The following is a 25,052-nucleotide window of genomic DNA, read 5'->3' as shown; positions in this document are numbered from 1 at the left end:
CGCAGAACAGGGGTGGTTTTGCGGGCGAACTGACGTGGTGGAACCTACTCAAGCGTAACCCCTCTACGGTACCGCAATTCCCGCGCCCACCCGACACCCCGGCATAAAGGTGACGCTTTCCTCAAGTTTTGTGGCATATTTGGCTTTCAAAACTTCTGGGCACCGTTGTGCCCCGGGTTTCTCCATGCACTTCGTAAGAAACACAGGAGCGAGTTCTCACGTGACCGAATACAGCACCTCCTTCGGGACGGATCGACTGATCAACCGCTTCGACCGCGAGCCGTACGCCCTGGCCTTCTCCGGCCAGGGGTTCGACTGGTTGAAGACCCTGCGCGCGGCCGTCGCCGCCGGTGTCGGCACCGCCGTCACCTCTCTGGTCGACGGCGCCGCCGCCAAGCTCGCGCCGGTCGCGGACGAGCTGGCGGGGACCCGTCCCCACGGCTTTGACCCCCTCGCGTGGGCACGCGACGAGGAGGGGCCCGCATTCGACGCCGCCCAGGTCGCGATCAGCGTCCCGGGAATCTTCACCGCCCAGTTGGCGGTCCTGGAGTCCCTGGACCGCCAGGGCCTGGAGCTGGAGAAGGCTGTCACCACGGTCGGCCACTCGCAGGGCAAGCTCGCCTCCCTCCTCGCGGAGGAGAAGGCGGAGTCCGACGATCTCCTCGCCATCGCGCAGCTGATCGGCGCCGCGATGACCCGCACCGCGCGCATGACCGGCCTCATCCAGCAGGGCGGGCACTCCCCGATGGTCTCGGTCCGCGGCATCTCCCGTGAGCGGCTGCAGCAGGCCATCGACCACGCGTGCGCCGATGTCCCGGAGGAGCTGCGCCCGGCCGTCGGGCTGCGCAACACCCGCGACACCTACGTGATGGTCGGACGTCCGCAGGACAACGCCGCGGTCCGGGAACTCCTGGGCAAGTTCGCGGCGAAGGACACCAAGGCCGTCGAGAACAAGGAGCGCGGCGGGGAACCGTTCAACCCGCAGTTCGCCGACCTGCCGATCCAGTCCGCCTTCCACCACCCGGCGATGGCGTCCGCCGTCGAGCAGACCGTCGCCTGGGCAGCCAAGGCCGGACTGGACACCGCCGTCGCCCGCGAGGCCGCCCAGCTCGTGCTGACCGCCCAGGTCGACTGGCCCGCCGAGCTCGACGCGGCCGTCGACGCAGGCGCCCGCTGGATCCTCGAGATCGGCCCGGACGGCGGGATGCTGCCGCTGACCAGGCGGATCGTCGCCGGCCGCGGCGTCGGCACCCTCGACGTATCCGGCACCGCCGGCCAGGCCGAGCTCTTCGACGCCGGCCTCGCCCCCGAGCTGCCCCGCGACTGGTCCGAGTTCGCCCCCCGACTGGAGAAGCGCAACGGCCAGGTCCGCCTGGTCACCAAGTTCACCGATGTCACCGGCTACACCCCGATGACCCTGCCGGGCATGACCCCGACCACCGTCGATCCGGCCATCGTCGCCGCCGCCGCCAACGCCGGCCACTGGGCCGAGCTCGCCGGCGGCGGACAGGTCACCGAGGCTGTTCTCGAGGAGAACATCGACCGGCTGACCTCCCTGCTGGAGCCGGGCGTCAACGCGCAGTTCAACTCCATGTTCCTCAACCCCTACCTGTGGCGTATGCAGGTCGAGGGCAAGCGTCTCGTGCCGCGCGCCCGGGCCAACGGCGCCCCGATCGACGGCATCATCATCACCGCCGGCATGCCCCCGCACGACGAGGCCGTCGCCCTGGTCCGCGAACTGCGGGACGCGAACTTCCCGTGGGTCGTGTTCAAGCCGGGCGCCGTCAAGCACATCCGCCAGGTCCTCAAGATCGCCGACGACGTGCCGGAGATCCCGGTCATCATCCAGGTCGAGGGCGGCAAGGCAGGCGGCCACCACTCCTGGGAGGATCTCGACGAGCTCCTGATCGCCACCTACGGCGAGATCCGCGAGCGCGACAACGTCATCCTCGCCGTCGGCGGCGGCATCGGCACCCCCGAGCGGGCCGCCGAGTACATCACCGGCACCTGGTCCCGGAGGTACCACCTCCCGGCCATGCCCACCGACGCCATCCTCCTGGGCACCGCCACCATGGCCACCCTCGAGTCCACCGCCTCCGAGGCGGTCAAGCAGGCGCTTGTCGACGCCCCCGGTTCCGACGAGTGGGCCGGCGCCGGCCGCGAGAAGGGCGGCGTCGCATCAGGCCGCTCCCAGCTCGGCGCGGACCTCTACGAGATCGAGAACTCCTTCGCCAAGGCTGGCCGCCTCCTCGACGAGGTCGCCGGCGACGACGAGGCCGCAGCGGCCCGCCGCGCGGAAATCATCGCGGCCATCGACAAGACCTGCAAGCCCTACTTCGGCGACCTCGAAGCCATGACCTACGTCGAGTGGCTGAACCGCTACCTCGAGATCTCCGGCCCGTACAAGGGCGAATGGACCGACGTCTCCTGGGCGGACCGCTTCGTCGAGATGGTCGAGCGCGCCGAGGCCCGCCTGACCGACGTCGACCACGGCACGTTCGAGGCGCAGATCGAGGTGGACCTGGACGCCCCCGGGCAGGCCGTCGACAAGCTCGTGGAGCTCTACCCCTTCGCCGGGCGCGACCTGCTGCACCCCGCCGACCGGGCCTGGTTCTCGAAGCTGCTGCTCAAGCCGGGTAAGCCGGCCAACTTCGTTCCCGTCATTGACGGCGATGTGCGCCGCTGGTGGCGCTCCGATTCCCTGTGGCAGGCCCACGACGAGCGGTACGACGCCGACCAGGTCTGCATCATCCCCGGCACCGCCGCCGTCGCCGGCATCACCCGCGCCAACGAGCCGGTTGCCGACCTGCTCGGCCGCTTCAACCAGGTCGCCATCGACGCGCTGACCGCCGTCGGCGAGCAGCCGGTCGAGATCGAGGAGTCCGTCGTCGAACGGGTCCTCACCGCCCCGGGCACCTTCTGGGCAGGCCGCCAGCAGCCCTCCTACATCGAGCGTCTCGGCGACACCGACCAGTGGACCCTGGCCGAGGACCGCGCCTCCGCGGCCCACGCCGCCACCGGTGCCCGCCTGGTCGCCGAGGACGCGGAGCACGCCGTGCTCACCGTCCCGCTGGCCGGTTCCACCGCCGCCGGCACCACCACGGACCTGAGCATCCGTTTCACCGTCCCCGCCGACGCCCCCCTGTCCGCCAACCCGCAGGTCACCGCGGAAGATGCTGAGGCCGCCATGGCTGAGCTGACCCGCGTGGCCGCCGGCGGCGAACTGGCCGAGGTCTCCGCCGCGGGCGTCGCCGAGTGGCGCACCACCCTCGACGCCGGCCACCTCGCCGACTACGACACCGTCACCGCCGGTTACCTGCCCGCCAAGCTGGCCGCCAACGGCACCGCCCCGGACGTCCTCGTCGGCCGCGCCTGGCCGGCCGTGTTCGCCGCCGTGCGTTCCGCCGTGGTCCCGGGCACCGACTCGGCCTCCGTGGTCGAGGGAATGCTGTCCCTGGTGCACCTCGAGCACCACCTGACCATGCTCGCCGAGCTTCCGGACGTCTCTGCGGGCCCGGTCGACCTCAAGGTCACCGCCACCGCCGACGAGGTCTCCGACACCGACCTGGGCCGCCTCGTCATCATCCGTGCGGAGCTGACCGCCGACGGCGCGCCGCTGGCCAAGCTCTCCGAGCGATTCGCCATCCGCGGACGCAACGGAAAGACCACCGCGCGCACCAACACCTCGGCCCTGCCGAGCGTCGTCGACAGCCCGCGCTCCTTCCGCGCCTACGCCCGCGTCGTCGCGCCGGAGTCCATGCACCCCTTCGCCGTCGTCTCCGGCGACCGAAACCCGATCCACGTCTCCGATACGGCGGCCGGCCTCGCCGGACTGCCGGGCGTCATCGTGCACGGCATGTGGACCTCCGCCATCGGCGAGCTCGTCGCCGGCGCCGGATTCTCGGAGGACTCCACCTCCACGAGCCCGGCCCGCGTCGTCGAGTACACGGCCACCATGCTCGCCCCGGTCCTGCCGGGCGAGACGATCGAGTTCACGGTCGAGCGCTCGGGCGTCGACAACCGCCCGGGCCACGGCGAGGTACGCACCGTCACCGCCACCGTCAACGGCAACCTCGTGCTCACCGCCACCGCCGTCATGGCCGCGCCGACCACCTTCTACGGCTTCCCGGGCCAGGGCATCCAGTCCCAGGGCATGGGCATGGAGTCCCGCGCGGATTCCGCCGCGGCCCGCGAGGTCTGGGACCGGGCGGACCGCCACACCCGCACCAAGCTGGGCTTCTCCGTCCTGGAGATCGTCAAGAACAACCCGACCGAGGTCGTCGTCGGCGGCGAACGCTTCCACCACCCGGACGGCGTGCTCTTCCTGACCCAGTTCACCCAGGTCGCCATGGCCACCCTGGGCTGCGCCCAGGTCGCCGAGATGCGCGAGGCGGGCGCCCTCAACCAGCGCGCCTACTTCGCCGGCCACTCCGTCGGCGAGTACAACGCCCTGGCCGCCTACTCCGGCGTCCTCTCCCTCGAGTCCGTGGTGGAGATCGTCTACCGCCGCGGCCTGACCATGCACCGCCTGGTCGAGCGCGACGAGGAGGGCAACTCCAACTACGGCCTCGCCGCCCTGCGCCCCAACAAGATGGGCCTGTCCGCCGGCAACGTCTTCGACTACGTCAACGACCTGTCGGCCAGCACCGGCGAGTTCCTCGAGATCGTGAACTACAACATCGCCGGCGTCCAGTACGCCGTCGCCGGCACCCGCGCCGGGCTGCTCGCCCTCAAGGCCGACGCCGAGAAGCGCGCCCCGGGCCAGCGCGCGTTCATCATGATCCCGGGCATCGACGTGCCCTTCCACTCCAGCCACCTGCGCGACGGTGTGGGCGATTTCCGCGAGCACCTCGATTCGCTGATCCCGCACGCCATCAACCTGGACATCCTGGTCGGGCGCTACATCCCGAACCTGGTGGCGCGTCCCTTCGAACTCAGCCGCGAGTTCGTGGAGTCCATCACCGACGTCGTCTCCTCCCCGTACATCGAGGAGATCCTGGGCGACTACGAGAAGGCCGCCGCCGACCCGCAGAAGCTCGCCCGCACCCTGCTCATCGAGCTGCTGGCGTGGCAGTTCGCCTCCCCGGTCCGCTGGATCGAGACGCAGGACCTCATCCTGCGGTCCCGCGAGAACGGCGGCCTGGAGATGGAGCGCTTCGTGGAGGTCGGCGTCGGTTCCGCACCGACCCTGGCCAACATGCTGGGCCAGACCCTGCGCCTGCCGCAGTACGCGGGCACTCCGATCGAGGTCCTCAACGTCGAGCGCGACCGCCCGGTCGTCTTCGCCACCGACGAGGTCGTCCGCGAGGTCGCCGAGGACGTCGTGCCGGAGACCCCGGCCGAGTCCGCGCCGGCCCGGAAGTCCGCCGGCCCGGCCCCCGTGTCGGCCAACGCCCCGACCGGTGACACCGTGCCGGCCGCGGCACCCGCCCCCGCCCCCGCAGCCGCCCCGGCGGGCGCCGGCACCCCGGAGAACATCGAGTTCACCCCGGCCGACGCCACCGAGATGCTCATCGCCATCTGGACCAAGGTCCGCCCCGACCAGATGGGCGCCACCGACTCCATCGAGACCCTCGTCGAGGGCGTGTCCTCCCGCCGCAACCAGCTGCTGCTGGACCTGGGCGTGGAGTTCGGCCTGGGCGCCATCGACGGCGCCGCTGACGCCGAGCTGGACGCGCTGAAGGTCACCGTCTCCAAGATGGCCAAGGGCTACAAGGCCTTCGGCCCGGTCCTGGGTGACTCCGCCGCCGACGCGCTGCGCCGCATCACCGGCCCCACCGGCAAGAAGCCCAACTACATCACCGAGCGCGTGACCGGCACCTGGCAGCTCGGCCAGGGCTGGGCCGACCACGTTGTCGCCGAGGTGGTCATCGGCGCCCGCGAGGGAGCCTCCCTGCGCGGCGGCGACCTGGCCACCCTGAGCCCGGCCACCCCGTCCAACGCCGGTGAGCTCGACCAGCTCATCGACGGCGCAGTCCAGGCCGTCGCCGCCCGCCGCGGCGTCGCGGTCGGACTGCCCTCCGCGGGCGGCGGCGCCGGCGGCGTCGTCGACTCCGCCGCACTCGGCGAGTTCGCCGAGCAGGTCACCGGCAAGGAAGGCGTGCTGGCGGAGACCGCCCGCACCATCCTCTCCCAGCTGGGCATCAGCCAGGTCGAGTCCCAGAACCTCGAGGAGCAGGCCGACGAGCACGCCGCCCTGTTCGACCTCGTCTCCCGCGAGCTCGGCTCCGACTGGCCCCGCCAGGTCGCGCCGCGCTTCTCCGCCGACGAGGCAGTGCTTCTCGACGACCGCTGGGCCTCCGCACGCGAGGACCTCACCCGTGTGGCCCTCGGCGAGCTCGACGCCGCCGACATCGATGTCACCGGTGCCGGCGAGGTCGTCGCCAAGCAGGCCGAGTACCTGGGACTGACCGGGCTGGCCGCCCAGGCGCGCGAGGAGGAGACCCTGCGCTTCTCCGCCGACGTGGCAGTGGTCACCGGCGCGTCCCCGAACTCGATCGCCGCCGGCGTCGTCGCCGAGCTGCTCGAGGGGGGCGCGACCGTCGTGGTCACCACCTCCAGCCTCTCGCACTCCCGCCTGGGCTACTACAAGGAGCTCTACGCGCGCGCCGCCCGCGGCACCGCCGCCCTGTGGATCATCCCGGCGAACCTGAGCTCCTACACGGATCTCGACGCCGTCATCGAGTGGATCGGCAACGAACAGACCGCCACCGTCAACGGCCAGAAGAAGGTCCTGAAGAAGGCGCTCGTCCCGACGCTGCTCTTCCCGTTCGCGGCACCCCGCGTCATGGGCACACTCGCCGACGCAGGCCCCTCCGCCGAGTCCCAGATGCGCCTGCTGCTGTGGGCCGTCGAGCGGCTCATCGCCGGCCTCTCCGAGATCGGCGTGGACACCCAGGTGGGCAAGCGGCTCCACGTCGTCCTGCCGGGTTCCCCGAACCGTGGCCGCTTCGGCGGCGACGGCGCCTACGGCGAGTCCAAGGCCTCCCTGGACGCCGTGGTCACCCGCTGGAACGCCGAGAAGGTCTGGGGCGGGCGCACCAGCCTCGTCCACGCCTTCATCGGCTGGGTCCGCGGCACCGGCCTGATGGGCGGCAACGACCCGCTCGTCGAGACCATCGAGTCCAAGGGCGTACGCACCTTCTCCAACGAGGAGATGGCAGAGCTGCTTGTCTCCCAGGTCACCGACGAGGTTCGCGCCGAGGCCGCCAACGCCCCGGTCACCGTGGACTTCACCGGCGGACTCGGCGAGTCCGACGTCAACATCTCCCAGCTGGCCGCCGAGGCGGCCGCGGAGGCGGAGGCCTCGGGCGTCGAGAAGCAGGAGATCGAGGAGCCGCGCACGCTGACCGCGCTGCCGACCCCGTACCGCCGCTTCCAGTGGACCGCACCGGACTTCAGCGGTGTCACCACGAAGCTCGACGACATGATCGTCATCGTCGGCGCCGGCGAGCTGGGCCCCTACGGCTCCGCCCGCACGCGTTTCGACGCCGAGCTCACCGGCGACCTCACCGCAGCCGGCGTCATCGAGCTCGCCTGGACCATGGGTCTGATCCGCTGGGACAACGACGCCTGGTACGACGCAGATGACCAGGAGCTCGCCGAGGAGGAGATCTACGACCGCTTCCACGACGAGGTCCTGGGCAAGGTCGGCGTCCGCCGCTACCACGACGACTTCTTCATGGTCGACAACCTGGCGCCGGAGCTGACCACCGTCTACCTGGACAAGGATCTCTCCTTCTCCGTCGCCTCCAGGGAGGAGGCCAAGACCTTCGTCGACTCCGAACCGGACCACACCTCCGCGTTCTACGACGAGGAGGCAGGGGAGTGGACGGTCGTCCGCCACGCAGGTTCCGCCGTCCGCGTCCCGCGCCGCACCACCATGTCGCGCTTCGTCGGCGGCCAGATCCCGGAGGGCTTCGACCCGGCTGTCTACGGCATCCCGGCCGACATGGTCGACAACCTCGACCGCCTCGCCCTGTGGAACCTCGTCTGCACCGTCGACGCGTTCCTCTCCTCCGGCTTCACCCCGGCGGAGCTGCTCCGCGGCGTCCACCCCGCCCGCGTGTCCTCCACCCAGGGCACCGGCATGGGCGGCGTCGAGTCCATGCGCTCCCTCTACCTCGACGGCCTGCTCGCCGAGCCGCGCGCCAACGACATCCTGCAGGAGGCCCTGCCCAACGTCGTCGCCGCGCACGTCATGCAGTCCTACGTCGGCGGCTACGGCCAGATGATCCACCCGGTTGCCGCCTGCGCTACCGCCGCGGTCTCCGTGGAGGAGGGCTACGACAAGATCAAGCTGGGCAAGGCGGACTTTGTCGTCGCCGGCGGCCTGGACGACCTCTCCATCGAGGGAATCACCGGCTTCGGCGACATGGCCGCCACCGCCGACTCCACCGAGATGGAGAACAAGGGCATCGAGCACCGCTACTTCTCCCGCGCCAACGACCGCCGCCGCGGCGGCTTCATCGAGTCCGAGGGCGGCGGCACCGTGCTGCTGGCCCGCGGTTCGGTCGCGGCCGACCTCGGCCTCCCGGTCCTGGGCGTCGTCGCCTTCGCCGAGTCCTTCGCCGACGGTGCGCACACCTCCATCCCGGCCCCGGGCCTCGGTGCCCTGGGCGCCGCCCGCGGCGGAGCCGACTCCCGGCTGGCCCGCCAGCTGGCCGACGTGGGCGTGGCCGTCAACGAGATCTCCGTGATCTCCAAGCACGACACCTCCACCAACGCCAATGATCCGAACGAGTCGGACCTGCATGAGCGGATCGCCGCCTCCATGGGGCGTGCGGACGGCAACCCGCTGTACGTGATCTCCCAGAAGTCGCTCACCGGCCACGCGAAGGGCGGCGCCGCGGCCTTCCAGATGATCGGCCTGACCCAGGTCCTGCGCTCCGGTGTGCTCCCGGCGAACCGGTCGCTCGACTCCGTCGACCCGGTTCTCGCGCACCACCAGCACCTGGTGTGGCTGCGTAAGCCGCTGGATCTTTCTGCTAAGGCGCCGAAGGCCGGTCTGGTCACCTCGCTCGGTTTCGGCCACGTCTCCGCGCTGGTCGCCATCGTCCACCCGGGCGCGTTCCTCGAGGCCCTGCGCCAGGAGCGCGGCCAGGACGCGGCGGCCGACTGGGCCGCGGCATCCGTCGCCCGCGAAGAAGCCGGCCTGCGCCGCATCGTCGACGGCATGTACGGCGGAGCCCCGCTGTTCGAGCGCCCGACCGACCGCAACCTCGGCGGTGCCGGCAATGCCGTGAAGGAACGGGAGGCCGCCGTCCTGCTGGACGACGACGCCCGCCTCGTCGACGGCGTCCTGCGCACGGGTGCGGAGATCACCTCCTAACCCGGCCAGGCCCTGACGGCCCGCCCTCCCCGCCATCGGGGAGAGCGGGCCGTCTGCGTCGGTGGGAGGTGCGGCTGCGGGAAATGACGAGGGGTCGTCTTGTCCGACGTCGCCTTCGGCGGCCGCGGGGCACGACCTCGTCCTATAAAAAGACATGCACTCGTCCGATGTGACATCGGGCGAGCGGTCGCCTTTTCCGACATAGGTGGTGGCCGGGCCACCGGTCCGGGTCGGGCACAATGGGTCATATGCACTACATCGGCGTCGACATCGTCCATGTGCCGGGCTTCCGCGAGCAGCTGGGCATGCCGGGTTCGCGGTTCGAGGAGAACTTCACGGCACTGGAGCTGCGGGTGGCCGGCCAGCGGCCGGACCGGGTCCTGCACCTGGCCGGCCGGTGGGCCGCGAAGGAGGCATTCATCAAGGCATGGTCGCAGGCGCTCTACGGCCGCCCCCCGGCGATGTCACCGGATCTGGTGGACTTCCGGGAGATCGTCATCCAGCCGGACCGGTGGGGCCGGGTCGCGGTCGAACTGCGGGGCGATGTCGCCCGGGCGGTCGCGGAAAGCCTGGGGGAGGTGTCCACCAGCCTGTCGATCAGCCACGACGGGGATGTCGCCGTGGCGACCTGTCTGCTCACAAAGGTCTGAGGGTGCCACGCTCTTTCGCCTATTGACCTGGGTAAATGCGGGTGGTTCAATGAAGGGCAAGAATGTGTTGTAGATCACGGCGATAGGAGTTCCGGTGATCGCCACCCCGTACGTCGAGTCTTTCCTTGAACTGGCCGCCAAAGTAACCGACGCGGGATTGATGCGGCGCCGCCCCGGTTTCTACCTGACCCGGATCCTCTTCTGGAGCCTGGGCATGGTTATCACCCTCGTCGCCGTGACCCTGGCTGGGGACGGCTGGTACCAGCTGCTCTTCGCCGTATTCCTGGGCATCGCCATGTCCCAGCTCGGTTTCCTCAGCCACGAGGCGGCGCATCAGGAGATCTTCGAGGGCCGCAGGTGGAACGAATGGACCTCCCGCGTGCTCGCAGGCCTGTTCATCGGACTCAGTTACGGCTGGTGGGTGGACAAGCACAGCCGGCACCACGCGAACCCCAACAAGGAACGCTCCGATCCCGACGTCGCCTCCGGTGTGCTGGCGTTGACACCGGAGAGCGCCGACAGGCGCACCGGCCCGGGCGCGAAACTCGCGCGTTACCAGGGGTGGTACTTCCTCCCCCTCCTGCCCTTCGACGGATTCTCCCTGCACATCGCGACGATGCGGAGCCTCCTGGGCCGCAGCCGGGTCAGGTTCCGGTGGGTGGAGATCCTCCTCGTGGGGATCAGGTTGCTCGGCATTCCCCTCCTCCTGTTCCTCGTCCTGCCCTTCTGGCTGGCGGTGGCGTTCATCCTCGTGCAGACGCTGGTGTTCGGCCTCCTCCTCGGCGGAGCCTTCGCCGCCAGCCATATCGGCATGCCCACCGTGCCCCACGACGTGAAGCTCGATTTTCTGCGTCGCCAGGTATACATGTCCCGTAACATCCGCGGTAACCGTCTGGTGCACTTTTTCATGGGCGGGTTGGAGTACCAGATCGAACACCACCTGTTCCCCAGGACGCCCCGCCCGAACCTGCCGGCGCTGCAGAAGATGGTCCGGGAACACTGTTCGGCGCTGGGCATCCGCTACACGGAGACGACGTTGGGGGCCGCGTACGGGGTCATCATCTCGTACCTCAACCAGGTCGGTCTCAAGAACCGCGATCCGTACACCTGCCCGCTGGTTGTCCAGTTCCGGGGCTGAGACAGGAAAGTGAGGGACCATGAGGGTTGTCGCGAATTACGACACCTGCATAGCTTCCGGCAACTGCGGTCACATCGCCCCGAACGTCTTCCGGAATCTCGACGAGCACGGAGGATTCGTCAGCCTGACAACTGAGCATCCCCCGGAGCCGGAATGGCCCGCGTTGCGCCGGGCGAAGGGGTTGTGCCCCTCAGCCACGATCTTCATCGATGAGACAGGTTGATCATCGGCGGCATGTCGGCCACACTGCTCAACCACAGGTCACACCATCTGAAGGAGTACCGCGATGATCGACCCGACCGGCCCGGCGCAGGATCCCTCCCTTCCGCGGAAAGACCCCGTCGTTGAGGGCGCATCGGCTGTCCCGTTCGCGGAAAGGTGGGGGGTGCCCGGGGCCACCGGTTCGGTGACTGGTGCGCATCGCGCGGAGGGGTGGTCCGAGCCCTCTGCGGCCAAGGATCTGAGTGCCGCCGCGCCCTGGTCCGACGCATTAGGGCAGATCGCCTCCCGGTCCGCCCAGATCCTGCTCGTGTCCGCGGTGTTCATGGGATCGGTGTGGCTTCTGCTGCGGGTGTCTGTCGTGGTAATCGCAGCTCTTGTGGCCCTGATCCTCGCCTCTGCGGTCTACCCGGTGGTCAGATGGCTCAAGGGGAAGGGGTGGTCGAGCCTGCTGGCCACAGGTGCCGCATTCATCGGCATCCTCGTTCTCCTGAGCGCAATCATCACGGGCATCGTCTTCGCGGTGCTCAATGAATGGGACTCGCTCTCCGCCTCTGCTGTGGAAGGGTGGCGGGAACTGGAGGGCTTCTTCCGGGCGGGGCCGCTGCCCTTCGACACGGTGGTCTTCGACAACCTGGTCGAGCAGATCACCCAGCTGGCCGCCAGCGGGGCGGTGGTTGGCAGCGCGCTGACCGGCCTCACCGCCGCCACGGAGTTCATCGCGGGCGCGGCGCTCATGGTGGTGATCCTGTTCTTCTTTCTCAAGGACGGGCCGAAGTTGTGGAACTTCACGCTGCGGTGGTTCCGGGGAGAGACGCGGGCGCGGCTGGCGGAGTCGGGGGACCGCACCATCCAGATCCTCGGTGGCTATGTGCGGGGCACGGTCATCATCGCCACCGTGGACGCGGTGGTCATCGGATTGGCGCTGTTCCTGCTCGGAGTGCCGCTGGCGTTGCCGCTCGCCGTCATCGTGTTCGTCGGCGCCTTCCTGCCGATCATCGGCGCCACCGTCGCCGGCATCCTGGCGACCTTGGTCGCCCTGGTGACCAACGGGCTGGTGGTGGCGCTGATCGTGGTCGCGGTCGTCGTGGTGGTCACCCAGCTGGAGGGCGACCTGCTGCAGCCGGTGGTGATGGGGAGGACTCTGAGTCTCCACGCGATCGTCGTGCTGCTCGCGCTTTCCGTGGGCACGATCGTCGGCGGCATCTTCGGGGCGATTCTCTCGGTGCCGTTGGCGGCGGTGGGTTGGTCGGTCGTCCAGGTGTGGACCGACACCTACCAGATCGGCGATGACCCCGTCCTCGGGGAGGATCCGGTCCACCCGAAGGACCGGGTGGAGTCCAAGTCAACGATGGCCGAGCGCTGGAAGTACCAGCAGATGCGTTACCAGGAGCGTTTCAACCGGACCCTGTACATGGCCAAGGGGGCGACCCTGAGCAGGGGCGATGGCACCGAGAAGAAAAACGGGCGCCGGCGGCGGAAATGATCCGCCGCCGGCACCAGGGCTGTCAGACTTCGTCGTCGCGGGGCGGGTTTTCCGCCACCTTGTGGTCGAAGGAATCGCGGTCGGCGCGGTCCTCGGGCTGGGGGACGTCGGTGGGCTGCTGGCCGGGGCGGCCGTCGGGGTCGGCGATGGGGGTGGGCTGCTGGTCGGGGTTCTTCGGGTCGGTGGTCATGCCCCCATGATAGTGACTCGGGTCACGCCGTCGCCACCGCGAAGAGGTAGGCGACGAGCATCCGTTTGATCTCGGTGACGATGGACTCGAAGGTGTCGTCGTCGCGCTCCAGGTCGCGGATGGCGTAGTTGAGCAACGAAGACACCGTGTGGATGAGCAGGCCGGCGAGCTGAAGGCGCTCCTCCGGGGTGGAGTCCGGGGACAGCGGCGCCACCACGGAGGAGATGATGTCGAGCATCTGCTTCTCGGTGGCGGCGGCGGTCGCACGGGTCGCGGGCGTCGACTGGACGGCATGCCAGACGGCCCGTCGGGAAGGGTCCTCGCGCCACAGGCGGGCCAGGTGGTCGATGAATTCGTCGAGGATGTCGGGCCACTGCGGGGTGGGCACGCGGCCGGAGAATTTCTGCAGTTCGGAGACGGTGTCGGCGGTGTCGACGCGGTCGAGCTCGCAGATGAGGACGTACTTGTTGGCGAAGAACTGGTAGAGGGTGCCGATGGGGACCTCGGCGCGCCGGGCGACCTCGTCGAAGGTGAAGGATTCGAACCCGACGTCGACAAGTACGCTGCGCGCGGCCGCGAGGATGCGGTCGAAGCGCTCGCGGCTGCGGGCCTGCGCGGGGCGGCGGCGGGGGACGAGCAGGCCGGCCTCGAGCTCCGGCGCGGGAGTCTCCGTGGTCATCAGGCTTCGGCTAACTCGCGCAGGATGCGGGGGACGTGGCCGGTGGCGCGGACGTTGTAGCGGGCCAGGCCGATGGTGCCGTCCGGCTCGACGAGGAGGGTGGAGCGGATGACGCCCTGGACGACCTTCCCGTAGTTCTTCTTCTCCCCGAAGGCACCCCACTCGGTCATGACCTGCTTGTCGACGTCCGAGAGCAGCGTGAAGTTGAGGTCGTGGTCGGCGCGGAACGTGGCGAGTTTCTCGGGGGTGTCCGGGGAGATGCCGACCACGTGGACGTCGAGGTGGTTGAGCTCCTCGATGGCGTCGCGGAAGTCGCAGGCCTGGGTGGTGCAGCCCGGCGTGTTGGCCCGCGGGTAGAAGTAGATGAGCACACGTTCGCCGGCGAAGTCCTTCAGTGACACGGCCCGCCCGGTGTCGTCGGGGAGGGTGAAATCGGGTGCGGTGTCGCCTTCGGCAAGACGTGAGGAAACAGTCATGTCCTACACCATACCGTCATGCGGGGCGAGGTCGCGTTACACTACTCTGAGTACGAAAAGTCCTTCATCGAACTGGGAGAACCACGTGGCACGAGACATCAACGATATCCAGCGAGACATCGAGCGCACCCGTCGTCAGCTGGCCGGCACTCTCGACGAGCTGGCGACCCGCTCGAAGCCGCAGAACCTGGTTGACGATGCGAAGCGGGGGGTCACCGCCAAGGTCCAGGACCCGCAGGTGCAGAAGGTCCTCGCCGGCGTGGGCGTCGCTGTGGTCGGCCTGGTCGCCCTCGTGGTCGCGCGCAACCGCAAGCGCAGCAACGAGATCAAGGAGCTCCAGCGCCTGCTCGCCGGCCGCGCATAAATATAGATTTATATCGGGGGTGTTGGCTAGGGTGTTGCCCATGCGCACCCCGCTTGTCGACGCCGCCCTCATCCTCGCCGCCGCAGCGTTCCTCACCGCCTGTTCCCCGGCGGAGGAACGCGCGACGGCTGGCCCTTCGACCACCGCCACCGTGGAGGCGGCGATGTCCGAGCGCTCAGCCGACATACCCGCGGAGGCGAACGACACCGACATCCACTTCCTGGGGATGATGGTCCCGCACCACCAGCAGGCGATCGACATGGCCGACATCCTCCTCGCCTCCGACGTGGCGGACCCCGAGGTCCGCGATCTCGCGCAGCGGATCCGCGACGGTCAGCAACGGGAGAACAACCGGATGAACGCGCTCGCGGACCAGTGGCGGATCGACGACGACATGGAACTCCACTCCCACCACATCGCCAACGGCATGGTCAACCCCGCCGTGATGGACACCTACTCCCGCCTGCAGGGCGAAGAGTTGCGCACCCGCTTCCTCGAGCTCATGCACCACCACCACGAGGAGGTCATCCGCATGACCCAGGACGAGGTGGACAACGGCGGATACCAGTCCCTGCGCGACCTGGCCAACGAGATGATCGAGGTCCAGACTGCGGAGATGCGCGAGATGGAGGAGCTCTACGGCGGGGTGCCGGGGGTTTAGCCGGCGTCAGCCCCGCGGGACGACGTAGTCGACGAGCGTGGCGACTCCCGGCGCGAGTTCAGCCCACTGAACCGGGATCTCCAGCACCGCGATGGCGCTGGTGGGGAATTTCCGGTCCATGCTCTCCCAGCCGGGGTGCCCGTCGCGCGGCGCCAGGCTGCGGGTCAGCTCCTCCACGTCGGGCCAGTGCCCGAGCACCAGCGCGGTGCCGGTCGATTCCGGCAGCTTGCGCAGCAGCCTGGTGAATGCGCCCGCCCCCTCGCCGTAGAGATGGTCGTGGAAGGTGACCTCGCCGGCTGTCGCGCCGCCGGCCCGGGCACGTTCCCAGGTCTGCCGGGTCCGTGCTGAGGGTGAGCTGAGCACACGGTCCAGCGGTCCCAGGTGGTCCGCGAGCCACTGCCCGGCCGCCAGGCCGTCGCGCTTCCCCCGCTTCTTCAGCGGGCGAAGATGATCCGGTTCCGGGGCGGACCACGAAGACTTGGCGTGCCGCATGACCACGAGACGATGAGGGGTAGGCATGACCCCACCATATCCAGCCGGGTGCGCGGCCGCGCGGCCCATCAGCTCAGCTGGGCGCCCGCCTTCACCAGCTCCTGCAGCGCGGCCTCGCCGCGGGCCTCGTCGACGGGGGCGCACAGGTCGGTGAGCACGCGGACCTCGAAACCGGCGTCGAGGGCGTCGAGGGCGGTGGCGCGGACGCAGTGGTCGGTGGCGATGCCGACGACGTCGAGCTTCTCGACGCCGCGCTCCTTCAACCAGTCGGCCAGGGCCACGCCGTCCGCCGCACCTTCGAATCCGGAGTAGGCGGCGGTGTACTCGCCCTTTCGGAAGTAGGCCTCGATGGTGCCGGTGTCCACGTCCTCGTGCATGGCGGCGCCCTCGGACCCGGCGACGCAGTGCACGGGCCAGGAGTCGACGAAGTCGGGGTGGTCGGAGAAGTGGGCACCCGGGTCGATGTGCCAGTCCTGGGTGGCCACGATGTGGGCGTAGTCGGCGCCGCGGGCGGACTGGTGTCCGCCGATCTTCCGGGCGACATCGTCGCCGCGTCCGGTGGCGAGTGTCCCGCCGGGGCAGAAGTCGTTCTGGACGTCGACGATGACGAGTGCGGTTTTGGGACTGTTCATGGAATCCAGCCTAACGACAACCGCGGCGTCGACAAGCTGTCGACGCCGCGGGGCCAGGTTCCTAGTTCAGCCAGTCCACGACCTTCTCGGCCAGCACGTCGGCCGGGTCGGCGATGTCGAAGACCCGGCCGGGCTCATCGGAGCCCAGCTCCTCCAGGGTCTCCAGCTGCGAGTCGAGCAGCGAGGTCGGCATGAAGTGGCCCGGACGGCGCGACATGCGCTTGTCCAGCACGTCACGGGTGCCGTGCACGTGAACGAACTTCACCTCGGGTGCAGCCTCCCGGATGAGCTCGCGGTAGGAGCGCTTCAGGGAGGAACAGCCGATGACGCCGCCGTCGGGGTGGTCGGTGAGCCATTGCCCGACGAGTTCGAGCCAGGGCCAGCGGTCCTCGTCGGTGAGCGGCGTTCCGGCAGCCATCTTGTCGATGTTGGCCTGCGGGTGCAGGTCATCGCCGTCCCGGTAGGGCAGATCCAGCTTCTCCGAGATGAGGTTGCCGATGGTCGTCTTGCCGGAGCCGGAGACCCCCATGACCACGATGTGATGGGTCATGCGGCTCACCAGTTGTGGACGGTGCCGTCGGCGAGACGGTTGTAGGGGAGGTAGGCCTGCGCGTAGGGGAACTTCTCGGCCGCCTCGGGATCGAACTCGACGCCCAGGCCCGGGGCGTCGCCCGGGTGGAGGTAGCCGTCCTCGAAGCTGAGGGACTCGTGGAAGACCTGCTTGGTCAGGTCCGAGTGCGGCATGTACTCCTGGAGCCCGTAGTTGTGGATGGACAGGCCCAGGTGCAGCTGCGCGGCGAAGCCGACGGGGGAGACGTCGGTGGGGCCGTGGAAGCCGGACTTGATGCCGTACATCTCGGCGAAGTTCATCACCTTCTTCAGCGGGGAGATGCCACCGAAGTGGGTGGAGGCGCAGCGGACGTAGTCGATGAGCTGCTCCTGGATGAGGTCCTTGATGTCGAAGACCGAGTTGAAGACCTCGCCGATGGCCAGCGGGGTGGTGGTCTGGCTGCGGACGTAGCGCAGGTTCTCCTGGTTCTCGGCCGGGGTGCAGTCCTCGAGCCAGTACAGGTCGTAGGGCTCGAGGGACTTGCCCAGCTGGGCGGCCTCGCGCGGGGTCATGCGGTGGTGGCCGTCGTGGAGCAGGGGCAGCTCGGGGCCGAACTCGTTGCGCACGGACTCGAAGACGGTGGGGATGTGGCGGAGGTAGGCGCGGGTGTCCCAGTCCTCCTCGACGGGCCAGTCGCCGCGGTTGGCGGGCTCGAAGTCGTAGCGCTCGCCCGAGGACTGCGACTGGGCGGCGACGCCGTAGAGCTTCTCGATGCCCGGCACGGAAGTCTGGACGCGGATGGACTTGTAGCCCAGCTCCATCTCGTAGCGGATGGAGTCGAACAGCGACTCCGTGTCGGTGCCGGAGGCGTGGCCGTAGGCGCGGCAGCCGGTGCGGGAGGCGCCGCCGAGCAGCTGGTAGACCGGCATGCCGGCCATCTTGCCCTTGATGTCCCACAGCGCCATGTCGACGGCGGCGATGGCCGCCATGGTGACCGGGCCGCGGCGCCAGTAGGCGGCGCGGTAGAGGAACTGCCAGGTGTCCTCGATGTTGCGGGAGTCGCGGCCCACCATGAGCTGCGCGACGTGCTCCTGCAGGTAGGTGGCCACGGCGAGCTCGCGGCCGTTGAGGGTGGCGTCGCCGATGCCGATCACGCCGTCGTCGGTGGTCAGGCGGAGGGTGACGAAGTTGCGGCTGGGGGAGGTGACGAAGACCTCGGCCTTGATGATCTTGGCGGACATTGTCGATCCTTTCTTTTTCGGGCTGCGCCCGAGGTGGCTGAGGGGGTTGCGGGATCCGCGGGGATCCGCAGGGGAGGTTGAACGGTCGCTGCCTACATCATGCCTCAATTGGTAGCATCATGGCCAGTGTTTCCGCTGAATCCGTACCCCGGCAGGGACTGGTACCCGGGGTATTTCCGCTGGTACATGTCCACGATGAGGTCCACGATCTGCTGGTAGGTCATGGAACCGGTGTTGATGACCAGGTCGTAGGATTCGTCGCTGTTGGGGTTCCAGCGGTAGAGCGCCTGCGACATTTCGGCACGGATGCGGTCCTCCGCCCGGCACTGCTCGGCCGCCTCTGAGGCCAGCAACCCGGTCGTGTGGATCACCCGCCCGATGCGTTTGCCCAGCGGGGCGATCAGGCGGATGTGCATCGCGCCGACCACCTTGCCCAGCACCAGTGCGCCGTTGCGGCCCAGGACCACGCCGCCCTTGTCGACGGCCGCGAGAACGTGCTGCGTGTTCTCCGCGGCGATCTTCCGGTTCGCGGACATCTCGGTCGCGGCGGCCAGGTCGGTGTTCTGCGAACCGCTGTAGGACACGGTGCGCAGCCAACGGTCGAAGGTGGAGTCGCTGATGAGGTCGGACGGGTCCACCTGGGTCAGTTCCTCGGAGGCGAACTTCTGGCCGATGTAGGGCACGTTGAGCGCCTTCGCCAGCATCGGGGCGATCTCGCTGGCGCCGGAGCCCCGCTGGCCGAAGACGGTGAGGATCGGCGGGTTCGCGTCGCCTGCGCGGCGCAGCAGGGTGCTGCGGCCGTCACCGACCGTGTCAACCCGGACCCGCTCGACGTCGACGGCCTTGGTCTCCGCGACGGCGTCCTGAGTGCGGCGCTCGTTGAGGTCGGAGACGACCTGGGCGTGCAGCTTGGCGTCGAGCGGGTAGGCGATGAGGACGACCATGGCCAGGATCGCGAGGACGGCCGGGATGAGGCCGGCGGAGATGCGGATGCCCTGCAGCGCGTCTGCGCTCTGGTCCGGCGCCATGGCGACGTATCCCATGGCGCCCATGACGGCCAGGCCCAGCCAGCCGCCGAGGCCCTGGCCGACCTTACGGATGAAGGAGAGGATGGAGTAGGAGCCGCCCTCGGAGCGGATGCCCGCCTTCCACTCGCCGTAGTCGACGGTGTCCGCCTGCATGGAGAACATCAGTGCGTTGGTGCCGCCCGTGCCGACGCCCAGCAGCAGCCAGGCGAAGACGGCGACGGGCAGGTTGCCGGCCGGAATGAAGAAGACCAGGGAGTAGCCGAGGACCGCCACCAGTGCGCAGGCGATGTAGCCGTTGCGCTTGCCCAGCCGGACGGTGAGGGTGGGCACCACCGTCGCGACGGCGATCGTGCCGACGGAGTTGGCCAGCATGAGGTAGGTGTACCAGGCGGCGTTGCCCAGCACGTAGCGGGCGTAATACAGGCCCACGGCGTTCATGGTGAAGATCGCCGCCAACAGGAAGAACGCGCCGAGGCTGAGGATGAGCAGCGGACGGTTCTGCTTCAGCATGACGAAGGTGGACCTGAAGGAGATCTTGCCCGGGGAGCGAGGCACGACTTCGCGTGCGTTGGCGAAGCAGATCAGGTACAGGGCCACGGCGATCACGCCGAGGATCAGGCACGTGATGGTGAACTTCAGCCGGACGCCGTCGGCGGTGGTGTCCTGGAACTGGGGCGCGATGGCCGCGGACAGGATGACGCCGGTGACGGACGACGCGATGGACCGGGCGCCGGAGAGCCGGGACCGGTCGACCGGGTCCTGGGTCATCGCCGCCGACAGGGAGCCGTAGGGGATGTTGACGAAGGAGTAGGCGAGCTGGAAGGCGGCGTCGAAAAGGAAGATCCATGCGACCGTCGCCGCGCCGGACAGTCCCGCCGGGGTGCTGAACAGCAGCACGAAAACCACGGCCAGCGGGGTGGACCCGAAGAGGATCCAGGGTCGCAGGCGGCCCCAGCGGGTGTTCGCCCGGTCGACGGTCTGGCCAGCGAGGAGGTCGGCGACGCCGGCCCACACCTTGGTGATGCCGTAGATGGCGCCGGCGACACCGGCGGACAGCCCGGCGATCTCCGTCATGTACATCGTCAGGAACATCGACGTCATCATGAACGTCAGGTTGTTGGCCACGTCGCCCAGGGCGTAGGTGAGCACCCGGTGGCCGGGCAGTTTGCCGGAGGCGGGAGCGCCGGGAGGGGCCTTGGTTGCGGTGGACACGGTTTCTCCTCGGGGAGATCAGTGGTGGTTTCGGGGGCTAACGGGCCCGGTGGTCGCGCCTGCCGTAGCGGGCGGCCTCCATCGAGGTCCAACGCTCGCGCAGGTAGCGGGCGGCCGCCTTGGGGCGGCGGTCACGGGTGAAGGCGCCCTTCTTGTTGCCGTCCACACGCGCGAAGCCGTACTTGGTCTGGAAGTCGGCGAAGTTCCACATCTGCTCGCCGACGACCGCCTCGCACTCGTCGAAGACCTTCGAGTTCATCTCCAGGTAGGCCACCTGGTAGTCCTCGGTGAAGGGCTGGTCGTAGATGGAGTGCAGCCCGGCGACGGTGTCGGCGCCGTACTCGGTGATGATGATCGGCAGCCGGTACTTCTCCATCCAGCCGGCGAGTTCCGCGCTGAACTTCTGCTCGGAGGTCTGCAGGTCGCCGGAGTCGACGTACCAGCCGTAGTAGCGGTTGAGCATGATGACGTCGAACATGTCGGAGATGAGGCACTTGTCGTAGGGCGCGAACATCACGTTGACGAAGCCGACGGGGCGGGTGGGATCGCACTCGCGGGTCAGCTCCACCAGGGGGCGGAAGTAGTCGATGGCGCCGGGGCTGGTGGAGTCCGGCTCGTTGGCGATGGACCACAGGACCACGGAGGGGCGGTTCTTGTCCCGGGCGACCAGCCGGCGGATCTCGTCCGCGTGGGTGGCCTGGGTGCGGTCGTCGACGTGGCCCTCCTCGTAGGTCTCCCCGCCGCCGGAGTCGAGGATGCCGCCGGCCATCATCCAGTTGAGGCCCACCGCTGGGGTCTCGTCAATGACGACGATGCCGTGCCGGTCGCAGCAGTCCATGAACTCCTCGGAGTACGGGTAGTGCGAGGTACGCAGGGAGTTCGCGCCGATCCAACTGAGCAGCTCGGTGTCCTGGACCATGTGGGCGTTCGAATGTGCCTTGCCGATGGTTTCGTGGTCCTCGTGCATGCCGAAGCCGATGAAGTAGAAGGGCTGTTCGTTGATGAGGAACCGGTAGCCGTCGATGCGCACCGTGCGCACGCCGAAGTGCTGGGTGAACGTGTCGACGGGGCCGTCGGTCTCGTCGAGAAGCGTCACCACCAGGTCGTAGAGGCCGCCGACGCCGGGGGTCCACAGGGTGACGTCCTCGATCTCCACGGTTCCGCTCCCGCCGCCCGCGCGGGCGACGACCTCGCCGGTCTGCTTGTCGACGACCGCGATCCGCACCGGACCCTCCTCCGACTGGGCCACCGCCCAGGTGACTTGGCCGGTGGTGCCTTCGTAGCCGGTGGTGACGGTGACGTGGCGCGCCGGGCGGGAGCACAGCAGCACGGAGCGGTGCAGCCCGGAGTAGTTGTAGAAGTCGTGCAGGTAGTTCTGCTGGCGGCGGCCGTCGGGAAGCTCCCGGACCTCGCCGGGCGGGATGCAGGTGTTGTCGAGGCGGTTGTCCACCGCGACGGTGAGGCGGAAGGTGCCGCCCGCGGAGACCAGATCGGTGACGTCGAACTCGAAGGGCATGTAGCCGCCCTTGTTGCGGCCGACCTCGGTGTCGTCGACGAAGACGACGGCATGGGGGGTGGCGGAACCGAAACGCAGGATGATGCGCTCGCCGTCCCATCCGCGCGGGACACGCACCTCCCGCTGGTAGAACCAGTAGCCGACGTGGTTGCGGATGTCCTCGTCGGCGAAAAGGTCGTTGACGGAGCCGCACCGCGATCTCGCGGGTGCCGGGCAGGGCGCCGGAGTAGAGGCGGTCGTCGATACCGGTGTTGTCCCAGTCGACGGCGAAACGCCACATGCCGTCGAGGCTGCGGACTTCACGGGTGGAGGATTCGATGGCGGGAAGTAAGATAAAGGTCCTTTCGGGGCTAGCGGGAGAGTTCGGTGACGAAGGTGCGGACGAGCGCCAGCGTGTAGGTGTCCGCGGCCAGGTCCTCATCGAGCGCGGCGAGCAGCGCGGCGACGGGGTCCTCTGCGCGGCGGGCACGGTCGAGTTCCTCCGCGCGGGTGTCGGCGATGGTGTCCGTCTTCAGCAGGAAGGTGATCCAGGCGGCGATGGAGTACGCCGCGCCGTGGCCCATGGCGTTGTCGGAGCGCTGGGCCTTGAGGATGGGCACCGCCCGCATGCGCTGCTTGGTCCCGCCGTCGATGCCGATCTGGGCGAGGCTGTGGCGGATCCGCGGGTTCTGGAAACGCTCGATCAGGGCCTTCTTGTAGTCGGAGATCCCCAGCCCGGGGGTCTTGAGGTATTCGGCGGCGTCCTCCCAGAGGTGCTCCACGCGTTCGCGGAGCTCAATGTCCCCGATTGCCTCGTCGACCGTCTCGTACCCCTTGAGCTGGCCGGCGTAGGCCAGAAGCGAGTGCGCACCGTTGAGCAGCCACAGTTTGCGGCGCTCGAAGGTGTCGATGTCCTCGACGAACTCCGCCCCCGCGTTCTCCCAGGCGGGCCGGCCGGCGGGGAACTCGCCCTGGATGACCCAGGAGCTGAAGGGCTCGGTGACCACCGGGACGGCGTCCTCGTAACCGGTCTGGCGGGCCACGTCGGCGACGAGTTCCTCCGTGGTCGCCGGGGTGATGCGGTCGATGGAGGTGGACGGGAAGGTGACGTTGCCGGCGATCCAGTCGGCGAGCTCCGCGTCGAGCGCGGCGGCGAAACCGAGGATGGAGGCGCGGGTGGTCTCGCCGTTGGCCGCGATGTTGTCGCAGCTCATCACGGCCATGCCCCCGGCCCCGGCGGCCCGGCGCGCCTGCAGCCCCGCCACGATCCGGCCGGCGGCAGACTTTAAGGGGGACAACCCCCCGGCGCGCAGCGCGGCCAGGTCGGCGGCGATGTCCGGCGACTGCTCGTCGAGGGTCAGCCCGCCGGTGAGGTGGTAGCCGGCCTCGGTGACGGTGATGGTCACCACCGCGACGGCCGGGTCGGCGAGCAGTTCCACGAACCTCTCTATCTCATCGGCGGCGCGGGCCTCCACCAGCGCGGTCATCAGCTCGGGGGAGTCGCCGTCCCCGGAGCGGGTGACCAGGGTGTACAGCCCGTCCTGGGCGGCCAGCTGCGGGGTGATGCCGGCGCTGCGTCCCGAGAAGGAGGCGTAACCCCACTGCGGGTCCGCCGGATCGGCCTCGGCCTTCTGCGTGTAGAACACCTGGTGGGCCCGGTGGAATGCGCCGAGCCCGACGTGGACGAGCCGGACGGGGGCGGCGGGAGCCTGGACGGTCGTGCGGTTGAGAGCGGTCACAGCTTGAACACCCTTCGGGGAGAGGAGTCGATGAGATCGACGATGATGTCGGCGGCCCGGTCCTCGGAGAGGCGGTGCTCGCCGACGAGACGGGCGAGGTACGCGGCGTCGACCCGCCGCGAGGTGTTGTGGCGCGCCGGGATGGAGCAGTACGCGCGGGTGTCGTCGATGAAGCCGGAGTAGCGGGAGAACCCGGCGGTGCCGGTGGTGGCGGAGCGGTAGCGATTCATGGCGTCGATCTCGTCGATGAACCACCAGGGCGCTCCGAGATACACGCTGGGGTAGTAGCCGGCCAGGGGGGCCAGCTCGCGGGAGAAGACGGTCTCGTCCATGGTGAACAGGACGAAATGGAAGTCGGGGTTCTCGCCGAAGTCGCTGAGCAGGGGCTGCAGCCCGGCGGTGTAGTCCAGGCTGAAGGGGATATCGTGGCCGGTGTCGGCGCCGAAACGCTCGAAGGCGGAGGCCGAGTGGTTGCGGTGCACGCCCGGGTGGAGCGTCATCACCAGGTGGTCCTCCTGGCTCATTTCCGCGAAGCGGTAGGTCATGTTCGCCTCGAACGCCAGGGCCTCCGCGCGGGTGGCGGTGCCGGCGCGGCCCTTGTCGAGGATGCGCTGCGCCTCCGCGTCGTCCAGCGGCCGGGAATCTGCGTTGTGGGTTCCGTGGTCCGCGCTGGTCGCACCGTGCTCGATGAAGTACTGGCGCCGGTTGCGCAGGGCCCGCAGGTACCCGGCGTAGCCGGTCAGGCCTTCGCCCGCGACGTCGATGAGCTTCTCGACGTTCTCCCCGAACCCCGCGTTGTACATCTTGGTGTAGGCGTCGGGCCGGAACGTGGGCAGCACCCGCGGGCTGAAGTCCGGGTCCTCGGCCAGCATCTTGTGGTGGGCGAGGTCGTCCAGCGGGTCGTCCGTGGTGGCCAGCACCTCCAGGCCGAAGGACTCGGCGAGGGCGCGCGGGCGGAAATCCGGGCGGTCGAGGACCTCGGACAACTCAGCCCAGATCTCGTCCGCAGTGTCTGCGCCGCCGTCGGCCAGCCGGTCGGGGTTGATGCCGAAGACGTGCTCGAACTCCTGCTCCAGCCAGTAACCCGACGCGGTGCCCGCGAAAAGGGGCCAGTTGCGGACGAAGATCCGCCACGCCGCCTGCTTGTCGGCGTCCGACCCGCCGACGCCGAGGTCGGCCAGATCGACGCCCGCGGAGTGCAGGACCCGCGTCACGTAGTGGTCCGGGGTGATCAGCAGGGAGGTGGGGTCGGAGAAGGGTTCGTCGTGGACGAACATGGCCGGGTCGAGGTGGCCGTGCGGGGAAATGACGGGAAGATCCTCGACGTGGGCAAGCAGCCTACGTGCGATGGACCGGGTGCCGGGATCCACCGGCAGAAGCCGGTCCGGGTGCGCAGCGTGTGAGGTACTCATGACCTCATTCCACTCGTCGGCCCGCCCCATGGACAACGAGTTGCAGATAGTTTCCTC

At 69.0% G+C, this 25,052-nt stretch carries 18 protein-coding genes; 7 read left to right on the top strand and 11 right to left on the bottom strand.

Annotation, left to right across the window (positions count from 1 at the left end):
- The first annotated feature begins 220 nt into the window (after positions 1–220).
- The 5 genes from B840_RS10045 to B840_RS10025 all read left to right on the top strand — a co-directional run bounded on the left by B840_RS10045 (position 221) and on the right by B840_RS10025 (position 12,824).
- Positions 221–9,331 (top strand): type I polyketide synthase, encoded by a 9,111-nt coding sequence (locus tag B840_RS10045; protein ID WP_042622018.1) that lies wholly within the window; start codon positions 221–223, stop codon positions 9,329–9,331.
- Between the two features lie 248 nt (positions 9,332–9,579).
- A complete protein-coding gene (gene acpS, locus B840_RS10040; protein ID WP_042622017.1) occupies positions 9,580–9,981 on the top strand; it encodes a holo-ACP synthase AcpS in 402 nt (133 codons plus the stop codon).
- Positions 9,982–10,075: 94 nt separating this feature from the next.
- A complete protein-coding gene (locus B840_RS10035) occupies positions 10,076–11,119 on the top strand; it encodes a fatty acid desaturase family protein (protein ID WP_229676677.1) in 1,044 nt (347 codons plus the stop codon).
- 19 nt (positions 11,120–11,138) lie between these two features.
- Positions 11,139–11,342, top strand: coding sequence for a ferredoxin (locus B840_RS10030; RefSeq protein ID WP_042622015.1), 204 nt, complete (start codon positions 11,139–11,141; stop codon positions 11,340–11,342).
- Positions 11,343–11,405: 63 nt separating this feature from the next.
- Entirely contained in the window at positions 11,406–12,824 is a 1,419-nt protein-coding gene (locus B840_RS10025; RefSeq protein WP_084602972.1) for an AI-2E family transporter, read from the top strand.
- Positions 12,825–12,846: 22 nt separating this feature from the next.
- Here B840_RS10025 and B840_RS13565 read toward each other — a convergent pair whose 3' ends face one another.
- The 3 genes from B840_RS13565 to bcp are packed head-to-tail and all read right to left on the bottom strand — an operon-like array spanning position 12,847 to position 14,169.
- Positions 12,847–13,014, bottom strand: coding sequence for a hypothetical protein (locus B840_RS13565; RefSeq protein ID WP_156971901.1), 168 nt, complete (start codon positions 13,012–13,014; stop codon positions 12,847–12,849).
- 22 nt (positions 13,015–13,036) lie between these two features.
- Entirely contained in the window at positions 13,037–13,693 is a 657-nt protein-coding gene (locus B840_RS10020) for a TetR/AcrR family transcriptional regulator (RefSeq protein ID WP_042622014.1), read from the bottom strand.
- Positions 13,693–14,169: a thioredoxin-dependent thiol peroxidase gene (gene bcp, locus B840_RS10015; protein WP_042622013.1), complete on the bottom strand. Its 477-nt coding sequence runs from the start codon at positions 14,167–14,169 to the stop codon at positions 13,693–13,695. The genes B840_RS10020 and bcp overlap by 1 nt, the downstream gene beginning before the upstream one ends.
- 85 nt (positions 14,170–14,254) lie before the next feature.
- On the opposite strand from bcp, the gene B840_RS10010 reads away from it, so the two are divergent.
- Both B840_RS10010 and B840_RS10005 read left to right on the top strand, forming a co-directional pair.
- Positions 14,255–14,533 carry a DUF3618 domain-containing protein gene (locus tag B840_RS10010; protein WP_042622012.1) on the top strand — a complete coding sequence of 93 codons (279 nt, stop codon included), beginning with the start codon at positions 14,255–14,257 and terminating at the stop codon, positions 14,531–14,533.
- A 40-nt stretch (positions 14,534–14,573) separates the two neighbouring features.
- Complete coding sequence (locus B840_RS10005) at positions 14,574–15,194, top strand: DUF305 domain-containing protein (protein ID WP_042622011.1); 621 nt, start codon at positions 14,574–14,576, stop codon at positions 15,192–15,194.
- A 6-nt stretch (positions 15,195–15,200) separates the two neighbouring features.
- On the opposite strand, the gene B840_RS10000 is transcribed toward B840_RS10005, so the two are convergent.
- The 8 genes from B840_RS10000 to uxaC form a co-directional block, all read right to left on the bottom strand.
- Positions 15,201–15,713: a SixA phosphatase family protein gene (locus B840_RS10000; protein WP_042622010.1), complete on the bottom strand. Its 513-nt coding sequence runs from the start codon at positions 15,711–15,713 to the stop codon at positions 15,201–15,203.
- Between the two features lie 41 nt (positions 15,714–15,754).
- Positions 15,755–16,318, bottom strand: a complete 564-nt coding sequence (locus B840_RS09995) for a nicotinamidase (protein ID WP_042622009.1) — start codon at positions 16,316–16,318, stop codon at positions 15,755–15,757.
- 61 nt (positions 16,319–16,379) lie between these two features.
- Positions 16,380–16,868 (bottom strand): gluconokinase, encoded by a 489-nt coding sequence (locus B840_RS09990; RefSeq protein WP_229676676.1) that lies wholly within the window; start codon positions 16,866–16,868, stop codon positions 16,380–16,382.
- Between the two features lie 5 nt (positions 16,869–16,873).
- Entirely contained in the window at positions 16,874–18,109 is a 1,236-nt protein-coding gene (gene manD / locus B840_RS09985; RefSeq protein WP_042622008.1) for a D-mannonate dehydratase ManD, read from the bottom strand.
- A gap of 104 nt (positions 18,110–18,213) precedes the next feature.
- Positions 18,214–20,241, bottom strand: a complete 2,028-nt coding sequence (locus B840_RS13230; protein WP_373285119.1) for a glycoside-pentoside-hexuronide (GPH):cation symporter — start codon at positions 20,239–20,241, stop codon at positions 18,214–18,216.
- Positions 20,242–20,386: 145 nt separating this feature from the next.
- Positions 20,387–22,168 (bottom strand): beta-glucuronidase, encoded by a 1,782-nt coding sequence (gene uidA, locus B840_RS09970; protein WP_229676675.1) that lies wholly within the window; start codon positions 22,166–22,168, stop codon positions 20,387–20,389.
- 47 nt (positions 22,169–22,215) lie between these two features.
- Complete coding sequence (locus B840_RS09965; RefSeq protein WP_042622007.1) at positions 22,216–23,583, bottom strand: mannitol dehydrogenase family protein; 1,368 nt, start codon at positions 23,581–23,583, stop codon at positions 22,216–22,218.
- Positions 23,580–24,995: a glucuronate isomerase gene (gene uxaC / locus B840_RS09960; protein WP_042622709.1), complete on the bottom strand. Its 1,416-nt coding sequence runs from the start codon at positions 24,993–24,995 to the stop codon at positions 23,580–23,582. The genes B840_RS09965 and uxaC overlap by 4 nt, the downstream gene beginning before the upstream one ends.
- Between the last annotated feature and the right edge of the window lie 57 nt (positions 24,996–25,052).

Origin of the sequence: Corynebacterium marinum DSM 44953, from assembly GCF_000835165.1 — a bacterium.
Taxonomy (GTDB): domain Bacteria; phylum Actinomycetota; class Actinomycetes; order Mycobacteriales; family Mycobacteriaceae; genus Corynebacterium; species Corynebacterium marinum.
The sequence above is the reverse complement of the archived record's forward strand: the minus strand, read 5'-3'. Positions and strand labels throughout refer to the sequence as shown.